Below are 22,610 nucleotides of genomic sequence, written 5' to 3'. Positions count from 1 at the left end.
GTGCTGGTCCTCCCGGATCAACTTCAGTTCGTCTTCGACGGCATCTCGTCGGCGGGTTCGGCGGGTGCGGCGGGTGCGGCAGGCACGTCGAGCGCGTTCTCCTTGCGGAACGACTCGTAGATCTGGAGCAGCACCTGCTTCTGCCGCTCGTTGATGCTCGGGTCGGCGAGGATGACGGCTCGCGTCTCCACCTCGTCCGGGTCCCGCTCATCCAGGATCCCGGCCTGCACGTACAGCGTCTCCGCGGAGATCCGCAGCGCCTTGGCCAGCTGCTGGAGGATGTCCGCGCTCGGCTTGCGCAGCCCGCGCTCGATCTGGCTCAGGTACGGATTCGACACCCCCGCCGCCTCGGCCAGCTGCCGCAGCGAAAGCTGGGCCTGCCGACGCTGCTCACGGAGGTACTCGCCGAGGTTTCCGACGTTGAGCGATGCCATGCTGCGATCCTGCCCCATCATGCTAACTATTGCAAGCGCACCGCTTGCAACATCTCCCACCCGCCTCCCGCCCGCCGCCGTCGCGGGACCGCTCAGCCGTGGAAGCCGAGCGCCAGGGCGACGACCGCGGGGGCCGCGTAGATCACCGGGAAGGCGACGTGGGCGTACGACTTCGCCCGCAGCACCGTGATCACGGCCCCGGTGAAGTACAGGGCGATGCCGATCGCGGCGGCGATGCCGATGGCCGGTACGAACACCCCGGCCACCAGGCCGGCCGCCCCGGCCGCCTTGGCGGCACCGAGCAGGTTCCACCACGAGCGCGGGACGCCGTACTCCACCATCGGCTCCACGACCCACGTGGCCTTGAAGAAGACCGAGCCGGCCGAGAAGGCGACCATGAACGCGCCGACCAGGGCGAAAACAACGGCGGTGGTGGACATCCGAACTCCCCTCAGACGGGCGCCGGTGCGGACTCGCTCCGGTCGGTTTCCCGCCTGCTTCACTCCTCTGACCCGCCGCCCCGCACGGATGTGACAGGCCCTCGGGAATTCTTTCCGAGGGGCCCGCGCCACCCCTCAGGCCGTGCCGATCACCACCGTGGCGTACAGCTCCTCCGAGGTGACCGCGCGGACCGCGAGCCCCGCGGACGCCAGGGCCGAAGCCGTCGACGGGGACTGCCGGGCGCTCGTCTCGATCAGCAGGTGACCCCCCGGGGCCAGCCACGCCGCCGCGCCCGCCGCGACCCGGCGGTGCACGTCCAGCCCGTCGGCGCCGCCGTCCAGGGAGACCAGCGGCTCGTGCTCCCGCGCCTCCGACGGCATCAGGCCGATCTCGTCCGTCGGCACGTACGGGGCGTTGACCACCAGCACGTCCACCCGGCCCTTCAGTGACTCCGGGAGCGCGGCGTACAGGTCGCCCTCCCACACCCGGCCGCCGTACGGGGCCACGTTGCGCCGCGCGTACGCCAGCGCCGCCGGGTCGATGTCCGCCGCGTGCAGCTCCGCGCCGCCCGGCAGCCGCGAGGCCACCGCCGCGCCCAGGGCGCCCACCCCGCAGCACAGGTCGAGCACCACCGCACCGGGCCGGGCCAGCTCCACCGCCTCCCCGACCAGGAACTCGGTGCGCCGGCGCGGTACGAACGCCCCCGCGCCCACCTCCACGCGCAGACCGCAGAACTCCGCCCAGCCCACCACGTGTTCCAGCGGTTCACCGCCCACCCGGCGGGCCAGCAGCTCCGCCAGGTGCCCCTCGTCCCGGGCGGCCCCGGTCAGCAGCTCCGCCTCCTCCTCGGCGAAGACGCAGCCGGCCGCGCGCAGGGACTCCACAAGTGACGTCAAATACCTCAGTCCTCAGTTTTCCGACACGGGGAACGGTACGGCTCAGAAGATGTCCGGGCACCACGGGCGGCGCGCCGTCCGGAACACCGCGTCCGCCAGCGCGACCGCCCCCGGCCGCTCCTCCGTGATCCGCCCGAGCGCGGCCAGCCCCACCGCGGACTCGTCGCCGAGGTACAGCGAGCCCAGTGCGGACACGTCCAGCCGCAGGTCCGCCGCCGCCTCGGTCCGCTCGCACGCGCCGGTGCCCGCGTCCAGCCGGTAGCGGCCGGCCGCCGGACCCGACGCGTCGGTGACCTCCAGTACGAGCACCCCGGGCGCCTCGTACGTCCGCGCGCTCAGCGCCCGTACGACGTCCAGCACCCGCACCCACAGGAAGTCGGCGGCGGTGACGATCCGGGCCGACCGCGGGTCGGGCAGCAGCTGCGGGACGAGGTCGTCGGGGGCCCGGTAGCCGGTGCGGACCTTCAGCACCCAGTCGATCGAGCACAGGAACCGCCACAGCGCCCGCTCCGCCTGCGGGGTGAGCGCCAGCAGGTTGTGGACCTGCACGGTGTTCTGCGGGACCTTCGCGTCCGTCCAGTGGTCGTCGGCCCGGTACGTGACCAGCCCCGCCACTTCACCGGCCGCCGTGCGGTACACCGCGAAGAACTTCTCCTGGTACGGGCGGTACGAGACCTGCTCCAGGCCGGTGCACATGCGCCACCAGAGCTCACTCCGGCCGGTCACGCCGGGGGTGCGCGCCCGCAGCCGCTCGTGCAGCTCCGGGCCGACCTGCCGGACCTCGGCCCCGTCCACGAGGTCGATCCGTCCCCCGTCCCCGGGCGCCGAGAGCCGCCGGTCCAGTCCGGTGCGCGGTACGTCGATCTCCCATTCGGCGAGGGAGGTGGCGGGCCCGAAGCCGTACCGCCCGTAGATCGGGTACTCGGCGGCGATCAGCGTCGACAGCACGTCGCCGCGCGCCGCGGCCGCGGCGAACTCGGCGGCCATCATCCGGGTCAGCAGGCCCTGGCGGCGGTGGGTGGGCAGCACGCCCACGTTGGAGATCGCGGTGGAGGGGACGGCGGCCCCGCCGGGCACCGTCAGTTCCTGCGCGAAGGAGCGGAAGGCCGCCACGCAACGGCCGGTGTCGGGGTCGAACGCGCCCTGGGTGCGGTCGAGATCGTTGTGCTTGGCCCGCATGGCCACGTCCGAGTCGGTCACCCGGGCCGTGTTCAGGAACCCGGTGTTCACGGTTCGCAGCCAGTCGGGGAGTTCGGATGCGGCGATCGGCCGGACGTCAGCACTCATAGCGGGCCACGCTAATCGCCCGACCGGCGCCAGTCGCCCGAATTTTCCTACGCCAGCAGGTCGTCCACCTGCGCCTCTCCCTCCCGGTACCGCCGGGTGATCTCCGCAGTGCAGTCGTCCACCGTGCGCTGGAGCTGCTGCCGGCGCCGCGAGACCTGCTGCTCGTACCGCACCAGCTTCCCCAGCCCGTCGTGCAGCTCGTCGTCGGTGCGGGCGCCCAGGTCCGAGAGCTCCACGTCGGCCAGCATCTCCGCCGCCAGCAGCCGGTACTCCTCGCTGTGCGGGGTGCCGAGCGTGACGTGCCGGGCCGAGGCGCTGCGGCTGGAGGGGGCGTCGGCGAGGATCACCGAGAGCCGGTCCACCACCGGCGCCTCGGGGTCGGTCCGGCGGGCGAGCTCGGGGTCGCTGCGGCGGGCGAGCTCGGCGCGCAGGATGTCGATGCGGCCCTGGAGCAGTCTGCGCACATAGCTCAGATCGGCCTCGTCGCGCTGCGCTTCGCGGCGCAGCGCGCGCAGTTCCGGCAGCCCGAGCGCGGTGGTCTGGGCCGGCGTGCCCTGCGTCTCGGCCGTGCGCTGCGCGGGCGGTCGTACCGCGGCAGCTGCGATGGAAGCGGGTGATGCAGGTACGGAGGTACCAGAAGTATTCATACGAACGAGTCCGTCCCCTCGACCGGTGCGGCGCACCCGCACCGCCTGCGTGCATCGTGCCACTCTCCGTGGCCCCGATGCAGTCCCACTCCACCCGATCGGCCCCGGACGGGTGCACTGCTGGTACACAGGTGGTATGCGAGCAGTGGTGCAGAGGGTGGACGGCGCGAGCGTCGTCGTGGGCGGCGAGACCGTCGGCGAGATCGTCGGCGAAGGACTGTGCGTGCTGGTGGGGGTGACCCACGACGACACGCCGGAGAAGGCGGCCGTACTGGCCCGCAAGCTGTGGTCGGTACGGATCCTGGAGGCGGAGAAGTCCTGCAGCGACGTGAACGCGCCGCTGCTGGTGATCTCCCAGTTCACGCTCTACGGCGACGCCCGCAAGGGCCGCCGCCCCACGTGGAACGCGGCGGCGCCCGGCCCGGTGGCCGAGCCGCTGGTCGACGAGGTCGTGGCGCAGCTGCGCGCGCTGGGCGCGACGGTGGCGACGGGCCGGTTCGGCGCGGACATGCGGGTCTCGCTGACCAACCACGGCCCGTTCACCATCGTCATCGACGTCTGAGGTCCGGGCCCCTCAGGGGGCCACGACGACCTCCTGCGCGGCGGCGGTCTTCCCGACGAGCAGCGGGGCGTCGACGGGCACGTTCCGCTTGACCAGCGCGAGGGCGATCGGGCCCAGCTCGTGGTGGCGGACCGCGGTGGTCACGAAGCCCAGCTGGCGGCCCTCCTCCCCGTCGGCGGCGAGCCGGACCGGTGCGCCATGGGCCGGGAGGACCACCTCGGAGCCGTCGAGGTGAAGGAAGACCAGGCGGCGCGGGGGCTTGCCCAGGTTGTGGACGCGGGCCACCGTCTCCTGGCCGCGGTAGCAGCCCTTCTGCAGGTGCACGGCGGTGCCGATCCAGCCCAGCTCGTGCGGGATGGTCCGGTGGTCGGTCTCCTGGCCGAGCCGCGGCCGGTGCGCCTCGACGCGCAGGGCCTCGTACGCGAGGAGGCCGGCGGCCGGGCCGTGCGAGGCGGCGAAGGACTCCAGCTCGGCGCGGGGCAGGAAGACGTCACGGCCGTGCGCGGTCTCCCGTACGACGTGCTCCTTGGCGACCTCGGCGATGGAGCCGGCCGGCAGGTGCACGACCGCGAACTCCTCGGTGCGGTCGGCCACTTCGACGCGGTAGAAGAACTTCATGGACTCCAGGTAGGCGATCAGGTCGCCCTGGGTGCCCGGCTCCACGTGCGCCCACGTGGTCTCGCCGTCGTCGACGAGGTAGAGCGCGTGCTCGATGTGGCCGTTCGCGGAGAGGATCAGCGCCTCGGTGGCCTGTCCGGCGGGCAGCTCGGTCACGTGCTGGGTGAGCAGCAGGTGCAGCCAGCTCAGCCGCTCCGGCCCGGTGACGGTGACGACCCCGCGGTGCGAGAGGTCGACGAAGCCGCGTCCGTCCGCGAGGGCGCGCTGTTCGCCGTACAGCTCGCCGTAGTGGGCGGCGACGCCCTCGTCGCGGCCTTCGGCCTGCACGGCGCCGGGGAGATGGAGCAAGGGGCTGCTGGTCATGGGACCAAGCGTACGACCCTGCTACGCCTGGGCGGCACGCTGTTCGGCCGCGCACTTCTTGCACAGGCCGAAGATCGCGAAGTGCTTCATGTCGGTCTCGAAACCGAAGGTGGTGCGGAGCTTCGCCGTGAACTCGCCGGCGATGTCCACGTCCGCCTCGATGACGTCGCCGCAGTCGCGGCAGACCAGGTGGATGTGGTGGTGCCGGTCGGCGAGGTGGTAGGTGGGGGCCCCGTGCCCGAGGTGGGCGTGCGAGACCAGCTTGAGCTCCTCCAGGAGCTCCAGGGTGCGGTAGACCGTGGAGATGTTGACTCCGGAGGCCGTCTTGCGCACCTCGACGAGGATCTCGTCGGGAGTCGCGTGCTCCAGCGCGTCGACCGCTTCCAGCACGAGCTGGCGCTGCGGCGTCAGCCGGTATCCGCGCTGGCGCAGGTCGCTCTTCCAGTCGGTGCCGGGTGTTCCTTCGGTGCTCTCGGTGCTCACCACTCCGCCAGTGTATGGGTGCGAAGGGGACCGCGGTCGAGCCCGCGGTCCCCTTTCGCGCACAGCCTGTGGACGCCGCGCTCAGCGGAAGAAGGCGATGCCGTCGTCCGGCATGTCCGGGAGGTTGCGCGCCATCTCGGCGACCTCCTCGGGCGTGACGACCTTCTTCAGCTGGGCCGACATGTACGGACGCAGCTCCACGTCCGGGGTGGCCTTCTCGCCGACCCACATGAGGTCGCTCTTCACGTAGCCGTAGAGCCGCTTGCCGCCGCTGTACGGGCCGGAGGCCGCGGTACGGGCGACCGCGTCCGTGACCAGGTCGATCTGGGGCTTCTGGTCGGCGAGCTCGCCGTACCAGACCTCGACGACGCCCTGGTCGCGGACCATGACGATCTCGACCTTGCGGTCCTTGTCGATGCGCCAGTAACCGGACTCGGACTCCAGCGGCCGCACCTTGCTGCCCTCGGCGTCGAGGACCCAGCTGTGGGACGTGTACTCCAGGAAGTCCCGGCCGTCGTGGCTGAAGACGACCTCCTGGCCGAAGTTGCACTTCTCCTCACCGGGGAAGTCGAAGACACCCGCGCCCTCCCAGGTACCGAGGAGGAAGGCGAGGGGGACGAGGCCCGGGTTCAGGTCGGACGGGATCTGGATCATGAATGGCTGCTCAGGCGATCTGTGGGAGGGGTTCCGGGGCGGTCTGCCGAGCCGACGCTCAGCGCTGACCCTGGTACAGCTTCTTGACGGCCAGGCCGGTGAAGGCCATGACGCCGACGCAGACCAGGACCAGCAGGGAGGTGAAGACTGCCTCAAGCACGGGGTGCTCCTCGGAATCGTTTCGGGGCTGTACGGGGCCGGTCCCCAAGCCTACTGGCCCGGGGACCGGCGCACGCTGTGAGGTGGGCCGTACCGGGTCTGCCCCGGCGGTCGGCCCGGCCGTCAGCTCAGCAGCTGGCTCTGCAGGATCACGCTCTGGTGGAAGGGGACGGGGGCCACCTCGCCCTTGCGGGTCTGGATGACCATGCCGAGGACGTCACCCGTCCGGAGGCACCCGATCTTGCTCTGCTCCTCGCCGAGGAAGGGCTTGACCTCCTGGTACACGCTGAGCTCGCTGCCGTCGAAGTTGGCCGCCCCGGGGAAGTCCAGCGTGGTGCTGTTCATCTGGGTGTTCTTGGCCTTGCTCCACACGTCGTCCAGGTCGAGGGCCGAGACGCCGTCGAACCGCGCGTTGGTGTCGCAGCCCTTGAAGGCGTCCACGAAGCCCGCCGAGTGGAAGCGCAGCAGGTACACGTGCGTGCGCGTGCCGTCGGCCGTCGTCCAGCCCCGGCCGACGATCTGGCGCAGCCCGTCCCATTCGAGGGACTGCTTCAGCTTCTCGCGGGTGTCGGGCGCGTACTCCTCCAGGAAGGTGTCGGGGGACACCGCCCCGTCCTTGTCCGCCTTGACCGCGTCGTCGGCCTTGGAGCCCGTGGGAGCGGACAGCAGCAGGCCGGTGAGCTGGGCGTAGTGCGTGCCGTCCTCGTTGTCCGGGCCCTGGGGCACGGGGGCGCCGGCGGGCAGCGCGGGCCGGGACAGCGTCGGGAACGTCCAGCGGCCGTCCTCCTCGGTGGACAGGCCGGGGACGTCGGTGCGGTCGGGCTGGGTGATCCCGTACGCGACCCCCGCGCCGACGGTGGCGAAGACGGCGACGGCGGCGGTCCAGCGCAGGGCGGCGAACAGCACCCGCCGGTCCTTGGGCGGGGCCGGCACGGCCTCCGGGGCGGCCTCCGGGGCGGGCGCGGACGCGGGCTCGACCGCGGGCTCGGCAGCGGCCTCGGCCTCGGGCCCGGGCACGGCGGCGGTGTCGGTCTGCTCGCTCACGCGGACTCTCCGGGGGACTTGAGGTGGTCGAGTTGCTGCTTGAACAGGCCGGCGGCGTCCTTCACCGCGAAGCCCGTGGACCCGTACATCCGGAAGCTGACCAGGACGTCCCCCTCCACGGCCACGCAGTCGAGGACGTCGATCTTCTTCTTGTCGTCCTCCCCTCCGGTGAGCGGGTCCAGCCCGCACTTGGCCTGCGGATGGCCCTCCACCTGCGGCGCCCCGCCGCCCGCCCCGGTGAGCTCGATGAGCTTCTTGGAGAACTCGCCGAACGTGGCGAGCTGCTGCGGATCGGCCTGCATGAGCCGGATCTCGGCGACGGCGGAGCCGTAGCCCTCCTGCCGGGCGTAGCTGCGCCCCGCCAGGCCCTTGAGCTTCAGGTCCGCCAGCGCCTTGTCCCGCTCGGCGCGCTGGCTGCCGGAGAGCCCGGTGCGGCCGTCCTTGAAGCTCTGCAGCGCCTTCTCGCTCGGGACGTAGTAGTCGTTGCCCTCGGGGTCGAGATCGGGGCCGAGCCAGTACTCCTTGGGCAGCGGCAGCAGCTTGCCCGTCAGCTCGTTGGGCGGCACGGACGGCACCGGGGGCTGCGTGCCCTTCGTCGTGTGGTCCTCGGCCACCCAATACCGCGTCGGCGCGGTCCGGTCGGCGCCCGACAGCGCGGACGCGCCCCACAGGCCAGCACCCGCCAGTACGACGACGCCCGTGGCCGCCGCCACCAGCTTCAGCGTCCTGCGGTTCGCCGTGCGCACGGGCGCGGCGGTGACCGCGGGCTCCTGCCCGCCCTGGACCCCCGCGTCGGCGGCGGTCACGTTCTGCTGCTCGCTCACAGCCGCTCCATCTGTCGCTTGGCCAGCTCGACGAGGGCCTTCTCGTCGACGTCGCCGCGGTTGTTCGTCCACTCGACGACCATCACGATGTCGCCGCGGCGGACCAGGGCACGGCCCTGGCGCACCGGGAGGTAGCCCGGCTTCTCGTTCGCCTCGGAGTCGATCCACACACGGCCGAAGTCCGCCGGAACGCCCGGGAACTCCTTGCCGTCGTTGCCCGCGTACTTCTTGGTGGGCATGTACTGCACCATGCCCGCGTAGAAGTCCTCGGCGCCGTTGCGCTCGCGGTACTGGAGCAGGTGGATGTCGACGAAGTCCCGGTCGTCCTTGGACCACCGCACGCTGGCGATGCTCTTGGCATGGCGGCCGACGGGCCCGAGCCCGTCGGCGGGGTCGACGAAGTAGTTCGCGGAGAACGCGTCCGGGGACAGCGGACCCGAGAAGCTGTCCTTCGTGCCGCCGGGCACCTCGACCAGCTTCTTGGCCAGGTCCTCGTCCGCCTTGTGCCAGCGGTTGGCGTTGATCGAGCGCCGGCTCGTCGAGTCGTTCGCGGCCGCCGGCTTCGGCGCGGCCATCTCCTGCTGGGCGAGCGGCGGCAGCGGGGTGGGCTCGCGGTGGTACTGCACCGCGTAGCCGGTGATCGTCCCGGCGAGGACGCCGAGTACGGCCGCGCCCGCGATCAGGAGGGTCGTGCGGCTGCGCCGACGCGGGTCCGCAGTGCCCGGATCCGGCGCGTTCTCCTCCTGTTTCGGCTGTTCAGGAGTGGTCTGTTCGTGTTCCAAAGGGGTCCCCCCGCAAGGCTGGAGACGCGGGCGGATTACCCGTGCCCACCCATGACCCGTGCAAGGGGAAAGCGGTTGTATGAATGCTTATTACATTCTTATCTCACGGCCGCCTCAGTCCTCGTGACGCCGCTTTCCGTCCAGTTCGTCCCACCACTCGTCGGACTTCGGATCGCCCGAGGGGTCGTCCCACCAGCGGTCGTCCGGGCCGCGCCGGTTGGCGATCACCGCGGCCACCGGCGGGATGACCATGGCGACCACGCACAGCGCGACCGCGGCCTCGACCGACAGCAGGCGCACGAAGGTCCAGGCGGAGACGAAGAGGACCAGGCATCCGCCCATCAGCAGGAAGTAGGCGCGCCGGCGCCGGGCGTACATGACTCCAGCGTAGAGCGGGCGGGCGCGAACACAAGGCGGACGGCACGAAGGGCCGCACCCCGTTCCAGTGGCGTCCAACCCCCTGGGGTGCGGCCCTCCGGCCGATCTGTCGAGCGATCACACGTGCGGTGCTCAGACCGCGATCGCCACGTCCGTCACACCGCCGGCCTCGGCGACCACGACGGCACGGTCCGCCTGGGCACCCGGGACGAGCGCCCGCAGCGTCCAGGTGCCGGGAGCGGCGTAGAAGCGGAACTGGCCGGTCGCCGAGGTCGGGACCTCGGCGGTGAACTCGCCACCGCCGTCCAGCAGCCGCACGTAACCGCTGATGGGCTCACCGCCCTTGGTCACCTGGCCCTGGATCGCGGTCTCACCGGGCTTGAGCGTCGCGAGGTCGGGCCCGCCGATCTGTGCTCCACACATGTTCTCTGTCCTGTCCTAGAGAGGTCGTACTACGGGGCGTCGCGTGCCCGGGATTACTTGTTGGGGCCGAGCTCGATCGGCACGCCGACGAGCGAGCCGTACTCGGTCCAGGAGCCGTCGTAGTTCTTGACGTTCGTCTGGCCCAGGATCTGGTGCAGTACGAGCCACGTGAGCGCGGAGCGCTCACCGATGCGGCAGTACGCGATGGTGTCCTTCGACAGGTCGACGCCCTCGGCCTCGTAGAGGGCCTTGAGCTCCTCGTCGGACTTGAAGGTGCCGTCGTCGTTGGCGTTCTTCGACCACGGGATGTTGCGGGCGCTCGGCACGTGGCCGGGGCGCTGCGACTGCTCCTGCGGGAGGTGCGCCGGGGCGAGCAGCTTGCCCGAGAACTCGTCGGGCGAGCGGACGTCGACCAGGTTCAGGTCGCCGATCGCGGCGATGACGTCGTCGCGGAAGGCGCGGATGGAGGTGTCCTGGGCCTTGGCCTTGTACGCGGTGGCCGGGCGGCTGGGGACGTCCTTGCCGTCGACCAGGTCGCGGGAGTCGAGCTCCCACTTCTTGCGGCCGCCGTCGAGGAGCTTCACGTCCTGGTGGCCGTAGAGCTTGAAGTACCAGAAGGCGTAGGACGCGAACCAGTTGTTGTTGCCGCCGTAGAGGACGACGGTGTCGTCGTTGGAGATGCCCTTGGCGGAGAGCAGCTTCTCGAAGCCCTCCTGGTCCACGAAGTCACGGCGGACCGGGTCCTGGAGGTCGCGCTTCCAGTCGATCCGGACGGCGTTGGTGATGTGGTTCTTGTCGTACGCGGACGTGTCCTCGTCCACCTCGACGATGACGACGTTCGCGTCGTTCAGGTGGGCCTCGACCCAGTCGGCGTCTACGAGGACGTCGCTGCGGCTCATGATGTTCTCCTCCGGGGCAGTGTGCGGCGGGGTGGTGCGGGTGACGCGTGCTGCGTGCCTGCGGGTGCGCTCCGGACCCTGCGCGGGGAGGCGTCAGGTGATCAGGAGGCGGGTGCGGTCACGCGGGAAGGGCCTTGGGGCCGTCGTCCGGCTGATGGAGCGGATGCGCTCACAGGTCACATGGATCGACAGAGCATGGCGGCGACGCGACACAGGTCTACTGCCCGTCGCTTCGTGAGGTCCGCCTGCTGATGCTTCATAGCCATGGATCGTAGGGACGAATCAGCCGCCCTGTCACCGGTGTGTCATATTCCGAGACAGGATCGTCCGGATAGTGGGATAAGAGCCCCCAGGGCGGCCGCCGCGCCGCCCCCGGGAGCCGCCGTGCGGCCCGCCCTTCTGCGGATCGGACCGCACTGTCTCACGATCCGGCCATCACCACGTTCGAGCCGCCCAGCGTGAGGTGCACACCGGCCTCGTCCGAGGTCAGGGCCGAGAGGTGGAGCCCGGCCGGCATGCCGACCTCCAGGTTGCGCTCGAAGTCGGTCTTCTTGCGGATCAGCTTCTCGACGCCGGGTATGCCCGAGCCGGGCACCTCGTCGGCGCGCACCCGGACGAGTTTGGCGCCCTTTCCGTCCGGCGCGTCCACGAGGGAGATCGTCGACACCACGCTGTGCGTCACGGTCTTGCCGAGCACGTCCACGGCCGCGGTGACCTTGACCTTGCCGGGCGCCCCGCCGTAGGTGAGGGTCGCGCCGGTCTGCGAGGCCGCGGTCAGGTCCTCGTACGTGATGCGCCCGGTGCCCTCGGCCCGCGCGGCGGTGCCGCCGCTGTAGTCACTGTTCAGCTTCACGCCGCGGAAGCTCGCGTCGAGCTCCGAGAGCCGCGTCTTGCGGCCCTCGGCGACCACCTCGACGCCTCTGAGCTTCAGGTCGACCTGGTCCAGCTCGTGACTGAACGCCTGGGTCAGGAAGGGGAATCCGCGGATCTCCACTTCCGAGCTGCCGGCCAGGCCCTGGCGGGCCTGGATCTTGTCGGCCAGCTGGTTCTCGACGTAGCCGGCGGCCCAGCGGTCCACACCGGCGAAGATCGCCCCCAGCACCACTCCGATGATCACAACGATCCGCAGAGCACGCACGTGCCCCTCCCCCTACTAGTCGGTACGAGCGCTCCAGTGGACCATGTGCGCCCGTCAGCGGAACGTCAGCCCACCACCCGGCCGATCAGGTACACGGCGGGAGCGGCCGCCGCGAGCGGCAGCGCCACACCGGCCGTCATGTGCACGAACTTCGACGGGTAGTCGTACGCCGCCACGCGCAGCCCGATCAGCGCGCACACCCCGCAGACCAGGCCGATCAGCGCCCCGCCGACCCCGACGGAGGTCAGTCCGCCGACCGCGATGCCCGCACCGGCGGCCGCGGCCAGCGAGACGCCGACCGAGGGAGCGGTGGGCAGCGGCAGCGCACGGGCGAAGACGGCGACCGCCACGGCGGCCGCGCCGACGCTGACGGCGGCGGAACCGGCCGCCAGGTAGCCGGCGCAGATGATGGCGAGGGCGGCCGAGGCCACCGAGGCCATCAGCCCGTACACCCGCTCGTCGGGATCCGCGTGGCTGCGCAGCTGGAGGACCAGGGTGAGCAGCACCCAGGCGCCGAGGGTGCCGACGATCGCGCCGGGGCCGTACGTACGGTCCACCGCGAGCACGGCCACGTCGGCGACCACGGCGCCGGCGAAGGCGAGGGCGATGCCCTGGCGGGCCGGCCACATCCCGTTGAGGCGGAACCAGCCGGCCGCGGTGAGCGCCTGCAGGGCGATCAGCGGCACGAGCAGGGCGTACTGCCCGAGGGCCGCGGCCACGGCGAGCAGCAGGCCCAAGGCGGCGGTCAGTATCGCCGGCTGCGGACCGGGGTCGATGATCGGCGACCGGCCTTCGGCGCGGGCCTGGGCCGGGTCGACGGCGCGCAGGGTGTTCCCGGCGAGGGTGGGCGGGGACCAGGCGGTGACCTCCACGGCTTCGGCATCGTCCTCGGCCGGGGCCGCGGCCGCCTGGGGCGGCAGGTAGGCGGTCTGCTCGGCGGCGGCCTCGTCCTGCGCGGGGGCGGGGGCGGGCACCGGCGGCAGGTAGGCGGTCTCCTCGGCCGGGGCCGACTGCTCCGCGGGGCCGGGGTACGGCGGGAGATACGCGGTCTGCTCGGCGGCCGCGGCGGGCATGCCCGCGCCCTGGCCGCCCTGGGACCAGTCCTGGACGGGAGCCGCAGCGGGCGTCTGGGCCTGCGCCGGGACCTCGTCCCGGAACCAGCCCTCCGGAGCCACGGGCTGCTGCGCCTGGCCGGGGTACGGCGGCAGGTAGGCCGTCTGCTCGGCGGCCTCCTGCGCGGGACCGGGGTACGGCGGCAGATAGGCCGTCTCGGCGGCCGCGGCGGGCATCCCCGCGCCCTGGCCGCCCTGGGACCAGTCCTGAACGGGAGCCGCAGCGGGCGTCTGGGCCTGCGCCGGCACCTCGTCCCGGAACCAGCCCTCCGGAGCCACGGGCTGCTGCGCGGGCCCGCCGGCCGCCGGGTACTCGTACGACGCCGCGTAGGAATCGGCGGAGCCGGCCACGGAACCGTCCGGCCAGGACCCGTCGGCGCCGCCGGCCGGGGCCGGGGGCTGCGCCTGCGGCTGGGCGGCCGGGGCCTCGTCGCGGAACCAGCCGTCGGGCGCCACCGGCTGCCCCGGCACCGCGCCCAGCGCCGGGTACACCGGCTGGTGGCTGGTGTCCCAGGTGTCGGACTGCCAGGTCTGGGTCCCGTACGGGTCCTGCTGCTGCGCGTACTGCCGGCGCCGCAGCTCCTCCTGCTCCTGGTGCTCGCGCTGTTCCCGCTGCTGCTGGTGTTCCTCAGGCGTGCTCATCGGCTCCCGCTCACCCGCCCGCGAACGGGGGGAGCACCTCGACGGTGCCCCCCTCGGTCAGCAGGACGGCATCGTGCGGGCGCTTGCCCACAGGTTCGTCGTTCACGAGGAAGGAGCAGCGCAGCAGGACCCGGGTCAGCTCCCCGGGGTGGCGTTCCCGCACGGCGTCGAGCGCCTCGGCCAGTGTGCGCGCCGAGTACGGCTCCTCCGCCGTCTTGGCCGCGGCCTTGGCCGCCGCCCAGTAGCGGATGGTTCCGGTTGCCACTGCTGCTCCTATCGTCGGCTCTCTACCGTCGGCCTCCATGATGGCCCCTCCGGCCGTCCGCCCCGGCGTACGCCAACGCGTCACATGTGCGCCGGGGCGGCCCCGCGTCACCGCCCGGCGGGCCGCCGATCCGGTGAAAACGGGGCATACGCGGGGCGTGGGCGTGGCAGAACCCACAACAGGGGATGTCGAAGAGTGCTCGGCCGTGCACGGGGCGGTGGGCTATTCTGCTTGGCGAGAGGATCCGGGCAACGTTGCCCCCGGGTCCTTTTGTGCTTTCAGCGCGTTGAACGAACCGAGAACAGTGGTATCCATGCGGACCCCAGGGCGCGGGGACCGCAGGGGTGCCAGGCAAGACGTACGAAGCAGTACCGCGCACGTCCTCGACGGGACCGAGGAGGAACCGACGTGATGGACCAGCGAACCGAGCACCGTCCGACCCGGGCAGGTGGTCGGTCATGAGCTCTCTCCTGCTGCTCACCAACGCACTGCAGCCCTCCACCGAGGTGCTGCCCGCCCTCGGCCTGCTGCTGCACAACGTCCGGGTGGCCCCGGCCGAGGGCCCGGCCCTCGTGGACACCCCGGGTGCCGACGTCATCCTCGTGGACGGCCGCCGCGACCTGCCGCAGGTGCGGTCGCTGTGCCAGCTGCTCCGCTCCACCGGACCCGGCTGTCCGCTGATCCTCGTCGTCACCGAGGGCGGCCTCGCGGCCGTCACCGCCGACTGGGGCATCGACGACGTCCTCCTCGACACCGCGGGCCCGGCCGAGGTGGAGGCGCGGCTGCGGCTGGCCACGGGCCGTCAGCAGCTGGGCTCCGACGATTCCCCGATGGAGATCCGCAACGGCGACCTGTCGGTGGACGAGGCGACGTACTCCGCCAAGCTCAAGGGGCGGGTGCTGGATCTCACCTTCAAGGAGTTCGAGCTGCTCAAGTACCTCGCGCAGCACCCGGGCCGGGTCTTCACCCGCGCTCAGCTGCTGCAGGAGGTCTGGGGCTACGACTACTTCGGCGGCACCCGGACCGTGGACGTGCACGTACGGCGGCTGCGCGCCAAGCTCGGCCCCGAGCACGAGTCGCTGATCGGCACGGTCCGCAACGTCGGCTACCGCTTCGTCACGCCCGAGAAGGTCGAGCGGGCGGCGGCGGAGGCCGCGGCCCAGGCGGCGGCGAAGGCCGCCGCACAGGCCAGCGCACAGGCCACCGCACAGACGTCCGCGCAGCCGGCCGCGGCCGTCACCCGATCGGCGGAGGAGCCGTCGATCGTCCACTCGGCAGGACGGCCTGCCCAGAGGTAGGTCACCCCGCGTAGACTGCCGCGCGTGGCCAAGGTGACGCGGGATGACGTGGCACGACTTGCGGGTACGTCTACCGCCGTCGTGAGCTACGTCATCAACAACGGACCCCGGCCGGTCGCCCCGGCCACGCGCGAGCGTGTCCTCGCCGCGATCAAGGATCTGGGCTACCGCCCGGACCGGGTCGCCCAGGCGATGGCGTCGCGGCGCACCGACCTCATAGGCATGATCGTCCCCGATGCACGTCAGCCGTTCTTCGCGGAGATGGCGCACGCGGTCGAGCAGGCCGCCGCCGAGCGCGGGAAGATGGTGCTCGTCGGCAACTCCGACTACCGCACCGAGCGCGAGGTCCACTACCTGCGGGCCTTCCTCGGCATGCGGGTCTCCGGCCTGATCCTGGTCAGCCAGGGCATGAGCGAGCAGGCCGCCAGCGAGATCGAGGCCTGGGACGCGCGGGTCGTGCTGCTGCACGAGCGCCCGGAGGCGATCGACGACGTCGCCGTCGTCACGGACGACATCGGCGGCGCCCAGCTCGCCACCCGCCACCTGCTCGAACACGGGCACGAGTACGTCGCCTGCATCGGCGGCGTCGAGAACACCCCGTCCGTCGGCGACCCCGTCGCCGACCACGTCGAGGGCTGGCGGCGGGCCATGCAGGAGTCCGGCCGCTCGGTGGAGGGCCGGCTCATCGAGGCCCCGTACAACCGCTACGACGCGTACACGGTCGCCCTGGAGGTCCTGGCCCGACCCGACCGGCCGACGGCCATCTTCTGCGCCACGGACGACCAGGCGATCGGTGTGCTGCGCGCGGCGCGGGAGCTGCGCATCGACGTGCCCGGGGAACTGGCCGTGGCCGGCTTCGACGACGTGAAGGAGGCGGCCCTCACGGACCCGCCGCTGACCACGATCGCCTCGGACCGCCCGGCGATGGCCCGCGCCGCAGTGGACCTCGTCCTGGACGACGGCCTCCGCGTGGCCGGCTCCCGCCGCGAACGCCTGAAGCAGTTCCCGTCGGCCCTGGTGATCCGCCGCTCCTGCGGCTGCCGCTAGCCGTCCGGCGGTCCGCAGTGTCACCCGCCGGGCCAGGCCCGGCCCTTCGCCTGCGGCCCGCCTTCCCGGGGCTCCGCCCTGCGCCGCCAACAGCAGTCCCTATAAGGGGCATACAAGGTTCTGTCGGGCTTCTCAGGTCAGACTCAGGAAGCTCTCATCATCGGCCACCAGAGTCAGAGCCATGACCGACAGCTTCCGCCGCGAAGGCGAGTACCCGGCGCAGGACACCTCGGCCGGGGCGTACCCGCCGCCACCCTCGTACCCGCCCGCCGCACCCGGCTGGCACGAGGCGCACCAGCCCCCGGTCCTCCGCGGCGAGACCGTCCCCGACGCCCGCCACGACGGCCCCGCCCACGCCGCCGCCCCCGCGCCCCGCGCGAAGCGGCCCGTGGCCCTGCTGGCGGCCGTCGCGCTCGCCGCGGCCCTCGTCGGCGGCGGCACCGCGGCCGCCGTCCAGCAGCTGATGGTCCACCAGAGCGGCGGCTCCGGCGGCGTCAACGGCACCAACGTCTCGCAGGGCACCGGCACGGGCACCGTCTCCGGCGTCGCCGAACAGGTCAGCCCCTCGGTCGTCCGCATCGACACCCGCACCGCGTCCGGCCAGGGCACCGGCTCCGGCATCGTCATCACCGCCGACGGCGAGATCGTCACCAACAACCATGTCGTGGACGGCGCCGCCGAGATCCAGGTGACGATGAGCGACGGCAAGAAGTACAAGGCCGAGATCGTCGGCACCGACCCCGACAAGGACCTCGCCCTCATCAAGCTCCAGGGTGCGAGCGGCCTCAAGCCCGCCAAGCTCGGCGACTCCGGCAACGTCAAGGTCGGCGACGAGGTCGTCGCCATCGGCTCCCCCGACGGCCTGACCGGCACCGTCACCAGCGGCATCGTCTCGGCCCTGAACCGCGAGGTGAAGGTGCCGAAGTCCGAGCAGCAGTCCCCGCAGGGCCGGCAGCAGGACGGCGGCAGCTGGCCCTTCTCCTTCGGCGGCCGCGAGTTCAACGGGGACACCGGCTCGGACACCACCTCGTACAAGGCCCTCCAGACCGACGCCTCGCTCAACCCCGGCAACTCCGGCGGCGCCCTGGTCAACATGAGCGGCGAGATCGTGGGGATGCCCTCCGCGATCTACTCCCCCTCCTCCGGCGGCTCCGCCGCGGGCAGCGTCGGCCTCGGCTTCGCCATCCCGGTCAACACCGTCAAGGCCGACCTGGACTCACTCCGCAAGGGCGGCCCCGGCGGCTCGGGCTCCCCCACCACCGACGGCAACGGCAACGGCTCCACCGCCAACGGCTTCGGCACCTCGTTCTAGAGGGGTGTCTCCCCGAGACACCCCCTGACCCGTCCGTGCGAGGCTGGAGGCGCCCTCACCCGCCGGACTCCACGGCCGACCACCACCTCTGGGAGACCCATCCATGAATCCCGCCGAAGGCGAAGCGCGGATCCTCGTCGTCGACGACGAACCGGCCGTACGCGAGGCCCTGCGCCGCAGCCTCGCCTTCGAGGGGTACGCCGTGCAGACCGCCGTCGACGGGCTCGACGCCCTCGACCGGGCGGCCTCGTACTCCCCCGACCTGATCGTCCTGGACATTCAGATGCCCCGGATGGACGGGCTGACCGCGGCCCGCCGGCTGCGCGCCGCCGGCAGCGTCACGCCGGTGCTGATGCTCACCGCCCGCGACACCGTCGGCGACCGCGTCACCGGCCTCGACGCGGGCGCCGACGACTACCTCGTCAAGCCCTTCGAGCTCGACGAGCTCTTCGCCCGCGTCCGCGCCCTGCTGCGCCGCAGCTCCTACGCGGCCCCGCAGGCCGGCGGCGAGGGCCACGAGGACGCCCTGACCTTCGGCGACCTGCGCATGGACCTCGCGACCCGCGAGGTCACCCGGGGCGGACGACCGGTGGAACTCACCCGTACGGAGTTCACGCTGCTGGAGATGTTCCTCGCGCACCCGCGCCAGGTCCTGACCCGCGAGCAGATCCTCAAGACCGTCTGGGGCTTCGACTTCGAGCCCAGCTCCAACTCCCTGGACGTGTACGTGATGTACCTGCGCCGCAAGACCGAGGCGGGCGGCGAGCCCCGCCTCGTCCACACCGTGCGCGGGGTGGGCTACGTCCTGCGCGCCGGCGAGAGCGGGCCCGAGTGAGCCCGGCCGCCAGGTTCCGCGCGCTCCCGCTGCGCTCCCGGCTGGCCCTGCTCGTCACGGTCGCGGTGGCCCTGGCCGTCGCCGCCGTGGCCGCCGTGTCGTGGGTGATGGTACGGGCCCAGCTGCGCGACCAGCTGGACAGCTCGCTGCGCGCCACCAACGCGGAGGCGCAGGCCAACCAGGTGTTCCGGGCGCTCAACTGCGTCTCCGGCAACGCCCTGCCGGAGCGGCCCGCGAACAACCTCAGCGCCCAGGTGCAGATCGTGCTGCCCGACGGCGGCCACTGCTGGGTCGACGGCAAGGGCACCCTGCCGGTCAGCGCCACCGACCTCGAAGTCGCCCAGCGCCGGCGCGGGGCCGTCCTCTACGACGCGACCACCTCGGACGGGGTGGCCGTCCGCGTCTACACCCAGCCCGCCCTCCTCGACGGGCGGGCCGCCGCACTGTCCGTCGCCAAGCCGCTCGCCGACATCGACAAGCCCCTCTACACCCTGGCCTGGGTGCTGCTCCTGGTCTGCGGCGTCGGGGTCGTCGGCGCCGGCGCGGCCGGTCTGTGGGTGGCCCGTACGGGACTGCGGCCCGTCGACGAACTGACCGATGCCGTCGAGCACATCGCCCGCACCGAGGACCTCACCGTACGGATCCCCGACGAGGGCGACGACGAGATCGCCCGCCTGTCGCGGTCCTTCAACTCGATGACGGCGGCCCTCGCCTCCTCCCAGGACCGGCAGGCCCAGCTGATCGCCGACGCCGGGCACGAGCTGCGCACCCCGCTGACCTCGCTGCGCACCAACATCGAGCTGCTCGCCCGCAGTGAGGAGACCGGCCGGGCCATCCCGCCCGACGACCGGCGGGAGCTGCTGGCCTCGGTCAAGGCGCAGATGACGGAACTGGCCTCGCTGATCGGCGACCTCCAGGAGCTGTCCCGGCCGGACGCGGCCTCTCCCGGCCCGCTCCAGGTGGTCGCCCTGCACGAGATCACCGGGGCCGCGCTGTCCCGGGCCCGGCTGCGCGGTCCGGAGCTCCGCTTCGACTCGGACCTGGCGCCCTGGTACGTACGGGGCGAGGCGGCCGCGCTGGAGCGGGCGGTGGTCAACGTCCTCGACAACGCGGTGAAGTTCAGCCCGCCGGGCGGCGCGGTCGAGGTGACGCTGCGGGCCGGCGAGCTGACCGTACGGGACCACGGGCCCGGCATCCCGGCCGAGGACCTGCCGCACGTCTTCGAGCGCTTCTGGCGGTCCCCGTCGGCCCGCGCCCTGCCCGGCAGCGGGCTGGGCCTGTCGATCGTGGCCCGTACGGCGGCACGCGCGGGCGGCAGCGCCGAGCTGCGGGCGGCGGCCGGCGGCGGCCCGGGCACGGAGGCGGTGCTCCGCATCCCGGGGGCGCCGGCCCCGCCGCCCTCCGAGCCGTCAGTTGTGCCGGATCAGTGAGGGGACCAGGCCGGAGCGGGTGTTCGGGAAGTCCATCGGGACGATGCCGAGCCCGGTCCGGCCGGCGAGTTCACCGCCGTCGACGAACGCGTGCACCTGCGGGTTGAGACGGTCGGAGTTCCAGCGCGGCGGCATGTACGCGGCGGTGCTGACGTAGTTCACGAAGAGCTTGCCGGGCTGCTGGACGGCCTTGCGGAAGTGGGTCTCGATGCGGCCCCGCTTGGCGAAGGGCTCGGTGTTGTAGTCGTCCTGGATGTCGAAGACGTTGCCGTCGCCGTAGCGCAGGCCGGGCAGACCGCCGTTGTCGGCGAGGAGCACGACCTTCCCGCGGGCCTGGCCGAGGGTGGGCAGGGTGTCGGCGATCCGGAACAGGGGCCGCCAGCCGCGGTGGTCCAGGTAGTCGTCGAAGACGGCGCGGAAGGTGGCGTCGCTGTCGGTGGAGTATTCCTGCTTGAGGCGCATCAGGACGGTCTCGGAGGGGTGCGCCGCGAGGAAGTTCCAGCAGGCCGCGAGGACGTCGCCGAACATCAGGTCCTGGAAGAAGGCCGCGTGGTGGATCGCGAAGGACCCGCCCGTCACCCGGCAGCGGACGTCGAGGAAGCGGATGCCGGAGTCGAGCTGCTGGGCGATCGAGGTGTTCTGGCAGGCGACGTAGAGGCCGCCCTTGGTGGCGCCGGAGTCATGGGTGCCGGGGATGGTCATGCGCTGGAGGGCGGTGGAGTCCCCGAGTCCGGCCATCCAGTCCTGGGTGCCGAGGGTCGCGGCCGAGGCCGGAGCCGTCGCCGCGGCGCCCAGTCCCAGCGCCGTGCCCGCGGCCAGCGCTCCGGCCAGGAAGGCCCGTCTGCCCACGCCCGCGCCGCTGCCCACACCGCTGCCCACGCCGATGTCCACGCCCATGCCCGCCCCTTTGCCGACCCGGTGATGGCAACGGATTATGGCGTGGACACCTCAAATTGGGTACCCGTCGGTAAGGACGGGTCTCAGGCCCCGACCCGACGTCCGCCCCGGCCTCAGCCTTCGAGCAACTCCACCATCGTGCGCAGCCCCTGGACGATCTCCCGGCCGTTCGGCGCGCCCTCCGGATCGGTCAGGCACTGGACCATCACCCCGGTCAGCAGCGCGAGGTGCACCGACCCGAGGGCCCGTACGTCCCCCTCGGCGACCGTCTCCTGAGGGACCCCGCGCAGCTGGGCGGCCACCATGGGCCGGGACTTGCGCTGCTCCTCGGCCAGGATCGCGAGCAGCTCGGGCGAGGACTGCGCGTGCACGAAGGCCTCGACGTTGGCGGTCCAGAGCCAGCGCATGTCGGCGAAGTCCTGGATCTTGCGGTCCCAGGTGTCGGCGTACCGCTCCGCGGCGGTGTCCCCCTGCCCGGCGAGCCGGCCGGACCCCGCGGCCCATTCGTCCATGGCGGCGAAGAGCGCCTGGTTGAGCAGCGCCTCCCGGGATCCGAAGTGGTAGCCGATCGCGGCCATGCTCACCTGCGCCGCCGAGGCGATGTCGCGCACGGTCGTGCGCAGATACCCCTTCTCCTCCAGGCAGCGGCGCGCTCCGGCCAGCAGGTCCTCACGATTTCCCATGCCGGGATCGTATCCGCGCAAGGCTTTGGGCAAGTGCGCTACACAATCGTATTGCGCACCTGCCCAAGTCCTGGCAGGGTGAAGCCATCGGAAGATCCACGGGCCCACGGGAGGCACGAGCCATGCGCCACGAGCTGAAGATCGACGACCGGACCCTCTCCTACCTGGACTTCGGCGGCCCCGGCCGCCCGCTGCTCGCCCTGCACGGCGGCATGTCCGAGGGCCTCGCCTTCACGGGACTCGCCGCCGCCCTCGGCGACGGCTGGCGGGTCATCGCCCCCGACCAGCGCGGCCACGGCAGCTCCGACCGGGCGCCCGACTACCGCCGCGAGGGCTACGTCTGCGACGCGGTCGCCCTCCTCGACCACCTCGGCCTGGACGCCCCCGTGGCCCTCCTCGGCTACTCCCTCGGCGGCGTCAACGCCTATCACCTCGCCGCCGCCCACCCCGACCGGATCTCCGCACTCGTCAACATCGACGCCACCGTCGAGATCCGGCCCACCACCGAGGGCCCCCTCTTCGACTTCCTGCACGGCATGCGGTACACCGCCCCCACCCGCGAGGAACTGCTCGCAGCCGCCGGGCCGGTGGGATCCCCATTCGTCGAGCAAGCCCTGCGTCCGCTCCCCTCAGGCGAGGGCTGGCGGCTGCCGTTCCACCCTCAGGACATGCTCGACTCCATCGAGGCCTGCCGCGGCGACCACTGGGGCGCCTGGCTCGCGAGCACCTGCCCGGCCCTGCTGATCCACGCGGTCCACAGCCAGGTCCTGCGCCAGGACACCGCCGACGCGATGGTCGCGCGCCGCCCCAAGACCTCCTGTACCCCCCTGAACGGCGACCACTTCGTGCCCTTCACGGACCCCCGGGGCGTCAACGACGCCGTCGGGACGTTCCTCGCGACCCTGTAAGGCGGCTGCCCCGCCACGGGGGTGCGGGGCGAACGCCGGAGGGGGGGGGGGGGGGGGGGGGGGGGCGCCCCCCCCGGGGGGGGGGGGGGGGGGGGGCGTGCGAAAGGGGGGGGGGGGGGGGGGGGGGGGGGGGGGGGGTTGTGGTGGTT

General features: G+C 72.4%; 27 protein-coding genes. 7 read left to right on the top strand and 20 right to left on the bottom strand.

The genetic code is table 11. The features are described from left to right. Positions 1-23: 23 nt before the first annotated feature. The 5 genes from ACZ4VT_RS20345 to ACZ4VT_RS20325 form a co-directional block, all read right to left on the bottom strand. Complete coding sequence (locus ACZ4VT_RS20345; protein ID WP_467951433.1) at positions 24-434, bottom strand: helix-turn-helix domain-containing protein; 411 nt, start codon at positions 432-434, stop codon at positions 24-26. Positions 435-526: 92 nt separating this feature from the next. Next, positions 527-874, bottom strand: coding sequence for a DoxX family protein (locus ACZ4VT_RS20340; protein ID WP_467951431.1), 348 nt, complete (start codon positions 872-874; stop codon positions 527-529). Positions 875-1,009: 135 nt separating this feature from the next. Then, positions 1,010-1,780, bottom strand: a complete 771-nt coding sequence (locus ACZ4VT_RS20335) for a putative protein N(5)-glutamine methyltransferase (RefSeq protein ID WP_467951577.1) — start codon at positions 1,778-1,780, stop codon at positions 1,010-1,012. Positions 1,781-1,813: 33 nt separating this feature from the next. Further along, complete coding sequence (locus tag ACZ4VT_RS20330; protein WP_467951429.1) at positions 1,814-3,058, bottom strand: GNAT family N-acetyltransferase; 1,245 nt, start codon at positions 3,056-3,058, stop codon at positions 1,814-1,816. Between the two features lie 47 nt (positions 3,059-3,105). Then, positions 3,106-3,705, bottom strand: coding sequence for an RsiG family protein (locus ACZ4VT_RS20325; RefSeq protein ID WP_467951427.1), 600 nt, complete (start codon positions 3,703-3,705; stop codon positions 3,106-3,108). Positions 3,706-3,841: 136 nt separating this feature from the next. Between ACZ4VT_RS20325 and dtd the strand changes: the two genes are divergently transcribed. Next, positions 3,842-4,267 carry a D-aminoacyl-tRNA deacylase gene (gene dtd / locus ACZ4VT_RS20320; protein WP_351296765.1) on the top strand — a complete coding sequence of 142 codons (426 nt, stop codon included), beginning with the start codon at positions 3,842-3,844 and terminating at the stop codon, positions 4,265-4,267. A gap of 12 nt (positions 4,268-4,279) precedes the next feature. Here dtd and ygfZ read toward each other — a convergent pair whose 3' ends face one another. The 13 genes from ygfZ to ACZ4VT_RS20255 form a co-directional block, all read right to left on the bottom strand. Further along, positions 4,280-5,248 (bottom strand): CAF17-like 4Fe-4S cluster assembly/insertion protein YgfZ, encoded by a 969-nt coding sequence (gene ygfZ, locus ACZ4VT_RS20315; protein WP_467951425.1) that lies wholly within the window; start codon positions 5,246-5,248, stop codon positions 4,280-4,282. Positions 5,249-5,269: 21 nt separating this feature from the next. Further along, positions 5,270-5,731, bottom strand: a complete 462-nt coding sequence (locus ACZ4VT_RS20310; protein ID WP_467951423.1) for a Fur family transcriptional regulator — start codon at positions 5,729-5,731, stop codon at positions 5,270-5,272. An 81-nt stretch (positions 5,732-5,812) separates the two neighbouring features. Further along, positions 5,813-6,385 carry a heme-binding beta-barrel domain-containing protein gene (locus ACZ4VT_RS20305; RefSeq protein WP_467951421.1) on the bottom strand — a complete coding sequence of 191 codons (573 nt, stop codon included), beginning with the start codon at positions 6,383-6,385 and terminating at the stop codon, positions 5,813-5,815. A 282-nt stretch (positions 6,386-6,667) separates the two neighbouring features. Further along, on the bottom strand, positions 6,668-7,588 hold the full coding sequence (locus ACZ4VT_RS20300; RefSeq protein ID WP_467951419.1) for a hypothetical protein: 921 nt from the start codon (positions 7,586-7,588) through the stop codon (positions 6,668-6,670). After that, positions 7,585-8,412 (bottom strand): hypothetical protein, encoded by an 828-nt coding sequence (locus ACZ4VT_RS20295; protein ID WP_467951418.1) that lies wholly within the window; start codon positions 8,410-8,412, stop codon positions 7,585-7,587. Before ACZ4VT_RS20295 ends, ACZ4VT_RS20300 begins: the two co-directional genes overlap by 4 nt. Continuing rightward, a complete protein-coding gene (locus ACZ4VT_RS20290; protein WP_467951417.1) occupies positions 8,409-9,194 on the bottom strand; it encodes a hypothetical protein in 786 nt (261 codons plus the stop codon). The genes ACZ4VT_RS20295 and ACZ4VT_RS20290 overlap by 4 nt, the downstream gene beginning before the upstream one ends. Positions 9,195-9,308: 114 nt before the next feature. Next, on the bottom strand, positions 9,309-9,572 hold the full coding sequence (locus ACZ4VT_RS20285; protein WP_319724912.1) for a DUF3099 domain-containing protein: 264 nt from the start codon (positions 9,570-9,572) through the stop codon (positions 9,309-9,311). 132 nt (positions 9,573-9,704) lie between these two features. Further along, positions 9,705-9,995, bottom strand: coding sequence for a DUF1416 domain-containing protein (locus ACZ4VT_RS20280; RefSeq protein ID WP_030718391.1), 291 nt, complete (start codon positions 9,993-9,995; stop codon positions 9,705-9,707). Positions 9,996-10,048: 53 nt separating this feature from the next. Next, a complete protein-coding gene (locus tag ACZ4VT_RS20275; protein ID WP_467951415.1) occupies positions 10,049-10,894 on the bottom strand; it encodes a sulfurtransferase in 846 nt (281 codons plus the stop codon). 176 nt (positions 10,895-11,070) lie between these two features. After that, positions 11,071-11,154: a putative leader peptide gene (locus tag ACZ4VT_RS20270; protein ID WP_350206375.1), complete on the bottom strand. Its 84-nt coding sequence runs from the start codon at positions 11,152-11,154 to the stop codon at positions 11,071-11,073. A gap of 161 nt (positions 11,155-11,315) precedes the next feature. Beyond that, positions 11,316-12,032 (bottom strand): LmeA family phospholipid-binding protein, encoded by a 717-nt coding sequence (locus tag ACZ4VT_RS20265; RefSeq protein ID WP_467951413.1) that lies wholly within the window; start codon positions 12,030-12,032, stop codon positions 11,316-11,318. A gap of 65 nt (positions 12,033-12,097) precedes the next feature. Next, positions 12,098-13,321 carry a hypothetical protein gene (locus ACZ4VT_RS20260; protein ID WP_467951575.1) on the bottom strand — a complete coding sequence of 408 codons (1,224 nt, stop codon included), beginning with the start codon at positions 13,319-13,321 and terminating at the stop codon, positions 12,098-12,100. 475 nt (positions 13,322-13,796) lie between these two features. Continuing rightward, entirely contained in the window at positions 13,797-14,051 is a 255-nt protein-coding gene (locus ACZ4VT_RS20255; protein ID WP_030718384.1) for a MoaD/ThiS family protein, read from the bottom strand. A gap of 458 nt (positions 14,052-14,509) precedes the next feature. Between ACZ4VT_RS20255 and ACZ4VT_RS20250 the strand changes: the two genes are divergently transcribed. The 5 genes from ACZ4VT_RS20250 to ACZ4VT_RS20230 all read left to right on the top strand — a co-directional run bounded on the left by ACZ4VT_RS20250 (position 14,510) and on the right by ACZ4VT_RS20230 (position 19,973). After that, positions 14,510-15,349, top strand: coding sequence for a response regulator transcription factor (locus ACZ4VT_RS20250; RefSeq protein ID WP_467951412.1), 840 nt, complete (start codon positions 14,510-14,512; stop codon positions 15,347-15,349). Positions 15,350-15,373: 24 nt separating this feature from the next. Then, the gene (locus ACZ4VT_RS20245) at positions 15,374-16,396 is read left to right on the top strand and encodes a LacI family DNA-binding transcriptional regulator (protein ID WP_327263186.1); all 1,023 of its coding nucleotides are present in this window, start codon (positions 15,374-15,376) and stop codon (positions 16,394-16,396) included. A gap of 181 nt (positions 16,397-16,577) precedes the next feature. Continuing rightward, positions 16,578-17,708, top strand: a complete 1,131-nt coding sequence (locus ACZ4VT_RS20240) for a S1C family serine protease (protein ID WP_467951410.1) — start codon at positions 16,578-16,580, stop codon at positions 17,706-17,708. Between the two features lie 103 nt (positions 17,709-17,811). Then, positions 17,812-18,543, top strand: a complete 732-nt coding sequence (locus ACZ4VT_RS20235) for a response regulator transcription factor (RefSeq protein WP_362808232.1) — start codon at positions 17,812-17,814, stop codon at positions 18,541-18,543. Then, entirely contained in the window at positions 18,540-19,973 is a 1,434-nt protein-coding gene (locus ACZ4VT_RS20230; RefSeq protein ID WP_467951408.1) for a sensor histidine kinase, read from the top strand. Before ACZ4VT_RS20235 ends, ACZ4VT_RS20230 begins: the two co-directional genes overlap by 4 nt. On the opposite strand, the gene ACZ4VT_RS20225 is transcribed toward ACZ4VT_RS20230, so the two are convergent. After that, positions 19,953-20,870, bottom strand: a complete 918-nt coding sequence (locus ACZ4VT_RS20225) for a phosphatidylinositol-specific phospholipase C (protein ID WP_467951406.1) — start codon at positions 20,868-20,870, stop codon at positions 19,953-19,955. The two genes, ACZ4VT_RS20230 and ACZ4VT_RS20225, sit on opposite strands and share 21 nt — an antisense overlap. Positions 20,871-20,983: 113 nt before the next feature. Then, the gene (locus ACZ4VT_RS20220; RefSeq protein WP_467951405.1) at positions 20,984-21,553 is read right to left on the bottom strand and encodes a TetR/AcrR family transcriptional regulator; all 570 of its coding nucleotides are present in this window, start codon (positions 21,551-21,553) and stop codon (positions 20,984-20,986) included. A 122-nt stretch (positions 21,554-21,675) separates the two neighbouring features. On the opposite strand from ACZ4VT_RS20220, the gene ACZ4VT_RS20215 reads away from it, so the two are divergent. Then, entirely contained in the window at positions 21,676-22,461 is a 786-nt protein-coding gene (locus ACZ4VT_RS20215) for an alpha/beta fold hydrolase (RefSeq protein WP_467951403.1), read from the top strand. The last annotated feature ends 149 nt before the right edge of the window (positions 22,462-22,610 follow it).

This window comes from Streptomyces sp. NPDC029164, from assembly GCF_055563995.1.
Note: the sequence above shows the minus strand (reverse complement) of the source record. Positions and strands in the feature narration are given on the sequence as shown.

Excerpts from the sequence above, each read along its gene's own strand:
- dtd (WP_351296765.1), top strand. The coding sequence starts at position 3,842 with ATGCGAGCAGTGGTGCAGAGGGTGGACGGCGCGAGCGTCGTCGTGGGC.
- ACZ4VT_RS20325 (WP_467951427.1), bottom strand. The coding sequence starts at position 3,705 with ATGAATACTTCTGGTACCTCCGTACCTGCATCACCCGCTTCCATCGCA.
- ACZ4VT_RS20215 (WP_467951403.1), top strand. The coding sequence starts at position 21,676 with ATGCGCCACGAGCTGAAGATCGACGACCGGACCCTCTCCTACCTGGAC.
- ACZ4VT_RS20240 (WP_467951410.1), top strand. The coding sequence starts at position 16,578 with ATGACCGACAGCTTCCGCCGCGAAGGCGAGTACCCGGCGCAGGACACC.
- ACZ4VT_RS20235 (WP_362808232.1), top strand. The coding sequence starts at position 17,812 with ATGAATCCCGCCGAAGGCGAAGCGCGGATCCTCGTCGTCGACGACGAA.
- ACZ4VT_RS20270 (WP_350206375.1), bottom strand. The coding sequence starts at position 11,154 with ATGAAGCATCAGCAGGCGGACCTCACGAAGCGACGGGCAGTAGACCTG.
- ACZ4VT_RS20305 (WP_467951421.1), bottom strand. The coding sequence starts at position 6,385 with ATGATCCAGATCCCGTCCGACCTGAACCCGGGCCTCGTCCCCCTCGCC.
- ACZ4VT_RS20220 (WP_467951405.1), bottom strand. The coding sequence starts at position 21,553 with ATGGGAAATCGTGAGGACCTGCTGGCCGGAGCGCGCCGCTGCCTGGAG.
- ACZ4VT_RS20285 (WP_319724912.1), bottom strand. The coding sequence starts at position 9,572 with ATGTACGCCCGGCGCCGGCGCGCCTACTTCCTGCTGATGGGCGGATGC.
- ACZ4VT_RS20330 (WP_467951429.1), bottom strand. The coding sequence starts at position 3,058 with ATGAGTGCTGACGTCCGGCCGATCGCCGCATCCGAACTCCCCGACTGG.
- ygfZ (WP_467951425.1), bottom strand. The coding sequence starts at position 5,248 with ATGACCAGCAGCCCCTTGCTCCATCTCCCCGGCGCCGTGCAGGCCGAA.
- ACZ4VT_RS20225 (WP_467951406.1), bottom strand. The coding sequence starts at position 20,870 with ATGGGCGTGGACATCGGCGTGGGCAGCGGTGTGGGCAGCGGCGCGGGC.
- ACZ4VT_RS20280 (WP_030718391.1), bottom strand. The coding sequence starts at position 9,995 with ATGTGTGGAGCACAGATCGGCGGGCCCGACCTCGCGACGCTCAAGCCC.
- ACZ4VT_RS20260 (WP_467951575.1), bottom strand. The coding sequence starts at position 13,321 with ATGCCCGCCGCGGCCGCCGAGACGGCCTATCTGCCGCCGTACCCCGGT.
- ACZ4VT_RS20340 (WP_467951431.1), bottom strand. The coding sequence starts at position 874 with ATGTCCACCACCGCCGTTGTTTTCGCCCTGGTCGGCGCGTTCATGGTC.
- ACZ4VT_RS20250 (WP_467951412.1), top strand. The coding sequence starts at position 14,510 with ATGAGCTCTCTCCTGCTGCTCACCAACGCACTGCAGCCCTCCACCGAG.
- ACZ4VT_RS20345 (WP_467951433.1), bottom strand. The coding sequence starts at position 434 with ATGGCATCGCTCAACGTCGGAAACCTCGGCGAGTACCTCCGTGAGCAG.
- ACZ4VT_RS20275 (WP_467951415.1), bottom strand. The coding sequence starts at position 10,894 with ATGAGCCGCAGCGACGTCCTCGTAGACGCCGACTGGGTCGAGGCCCAC.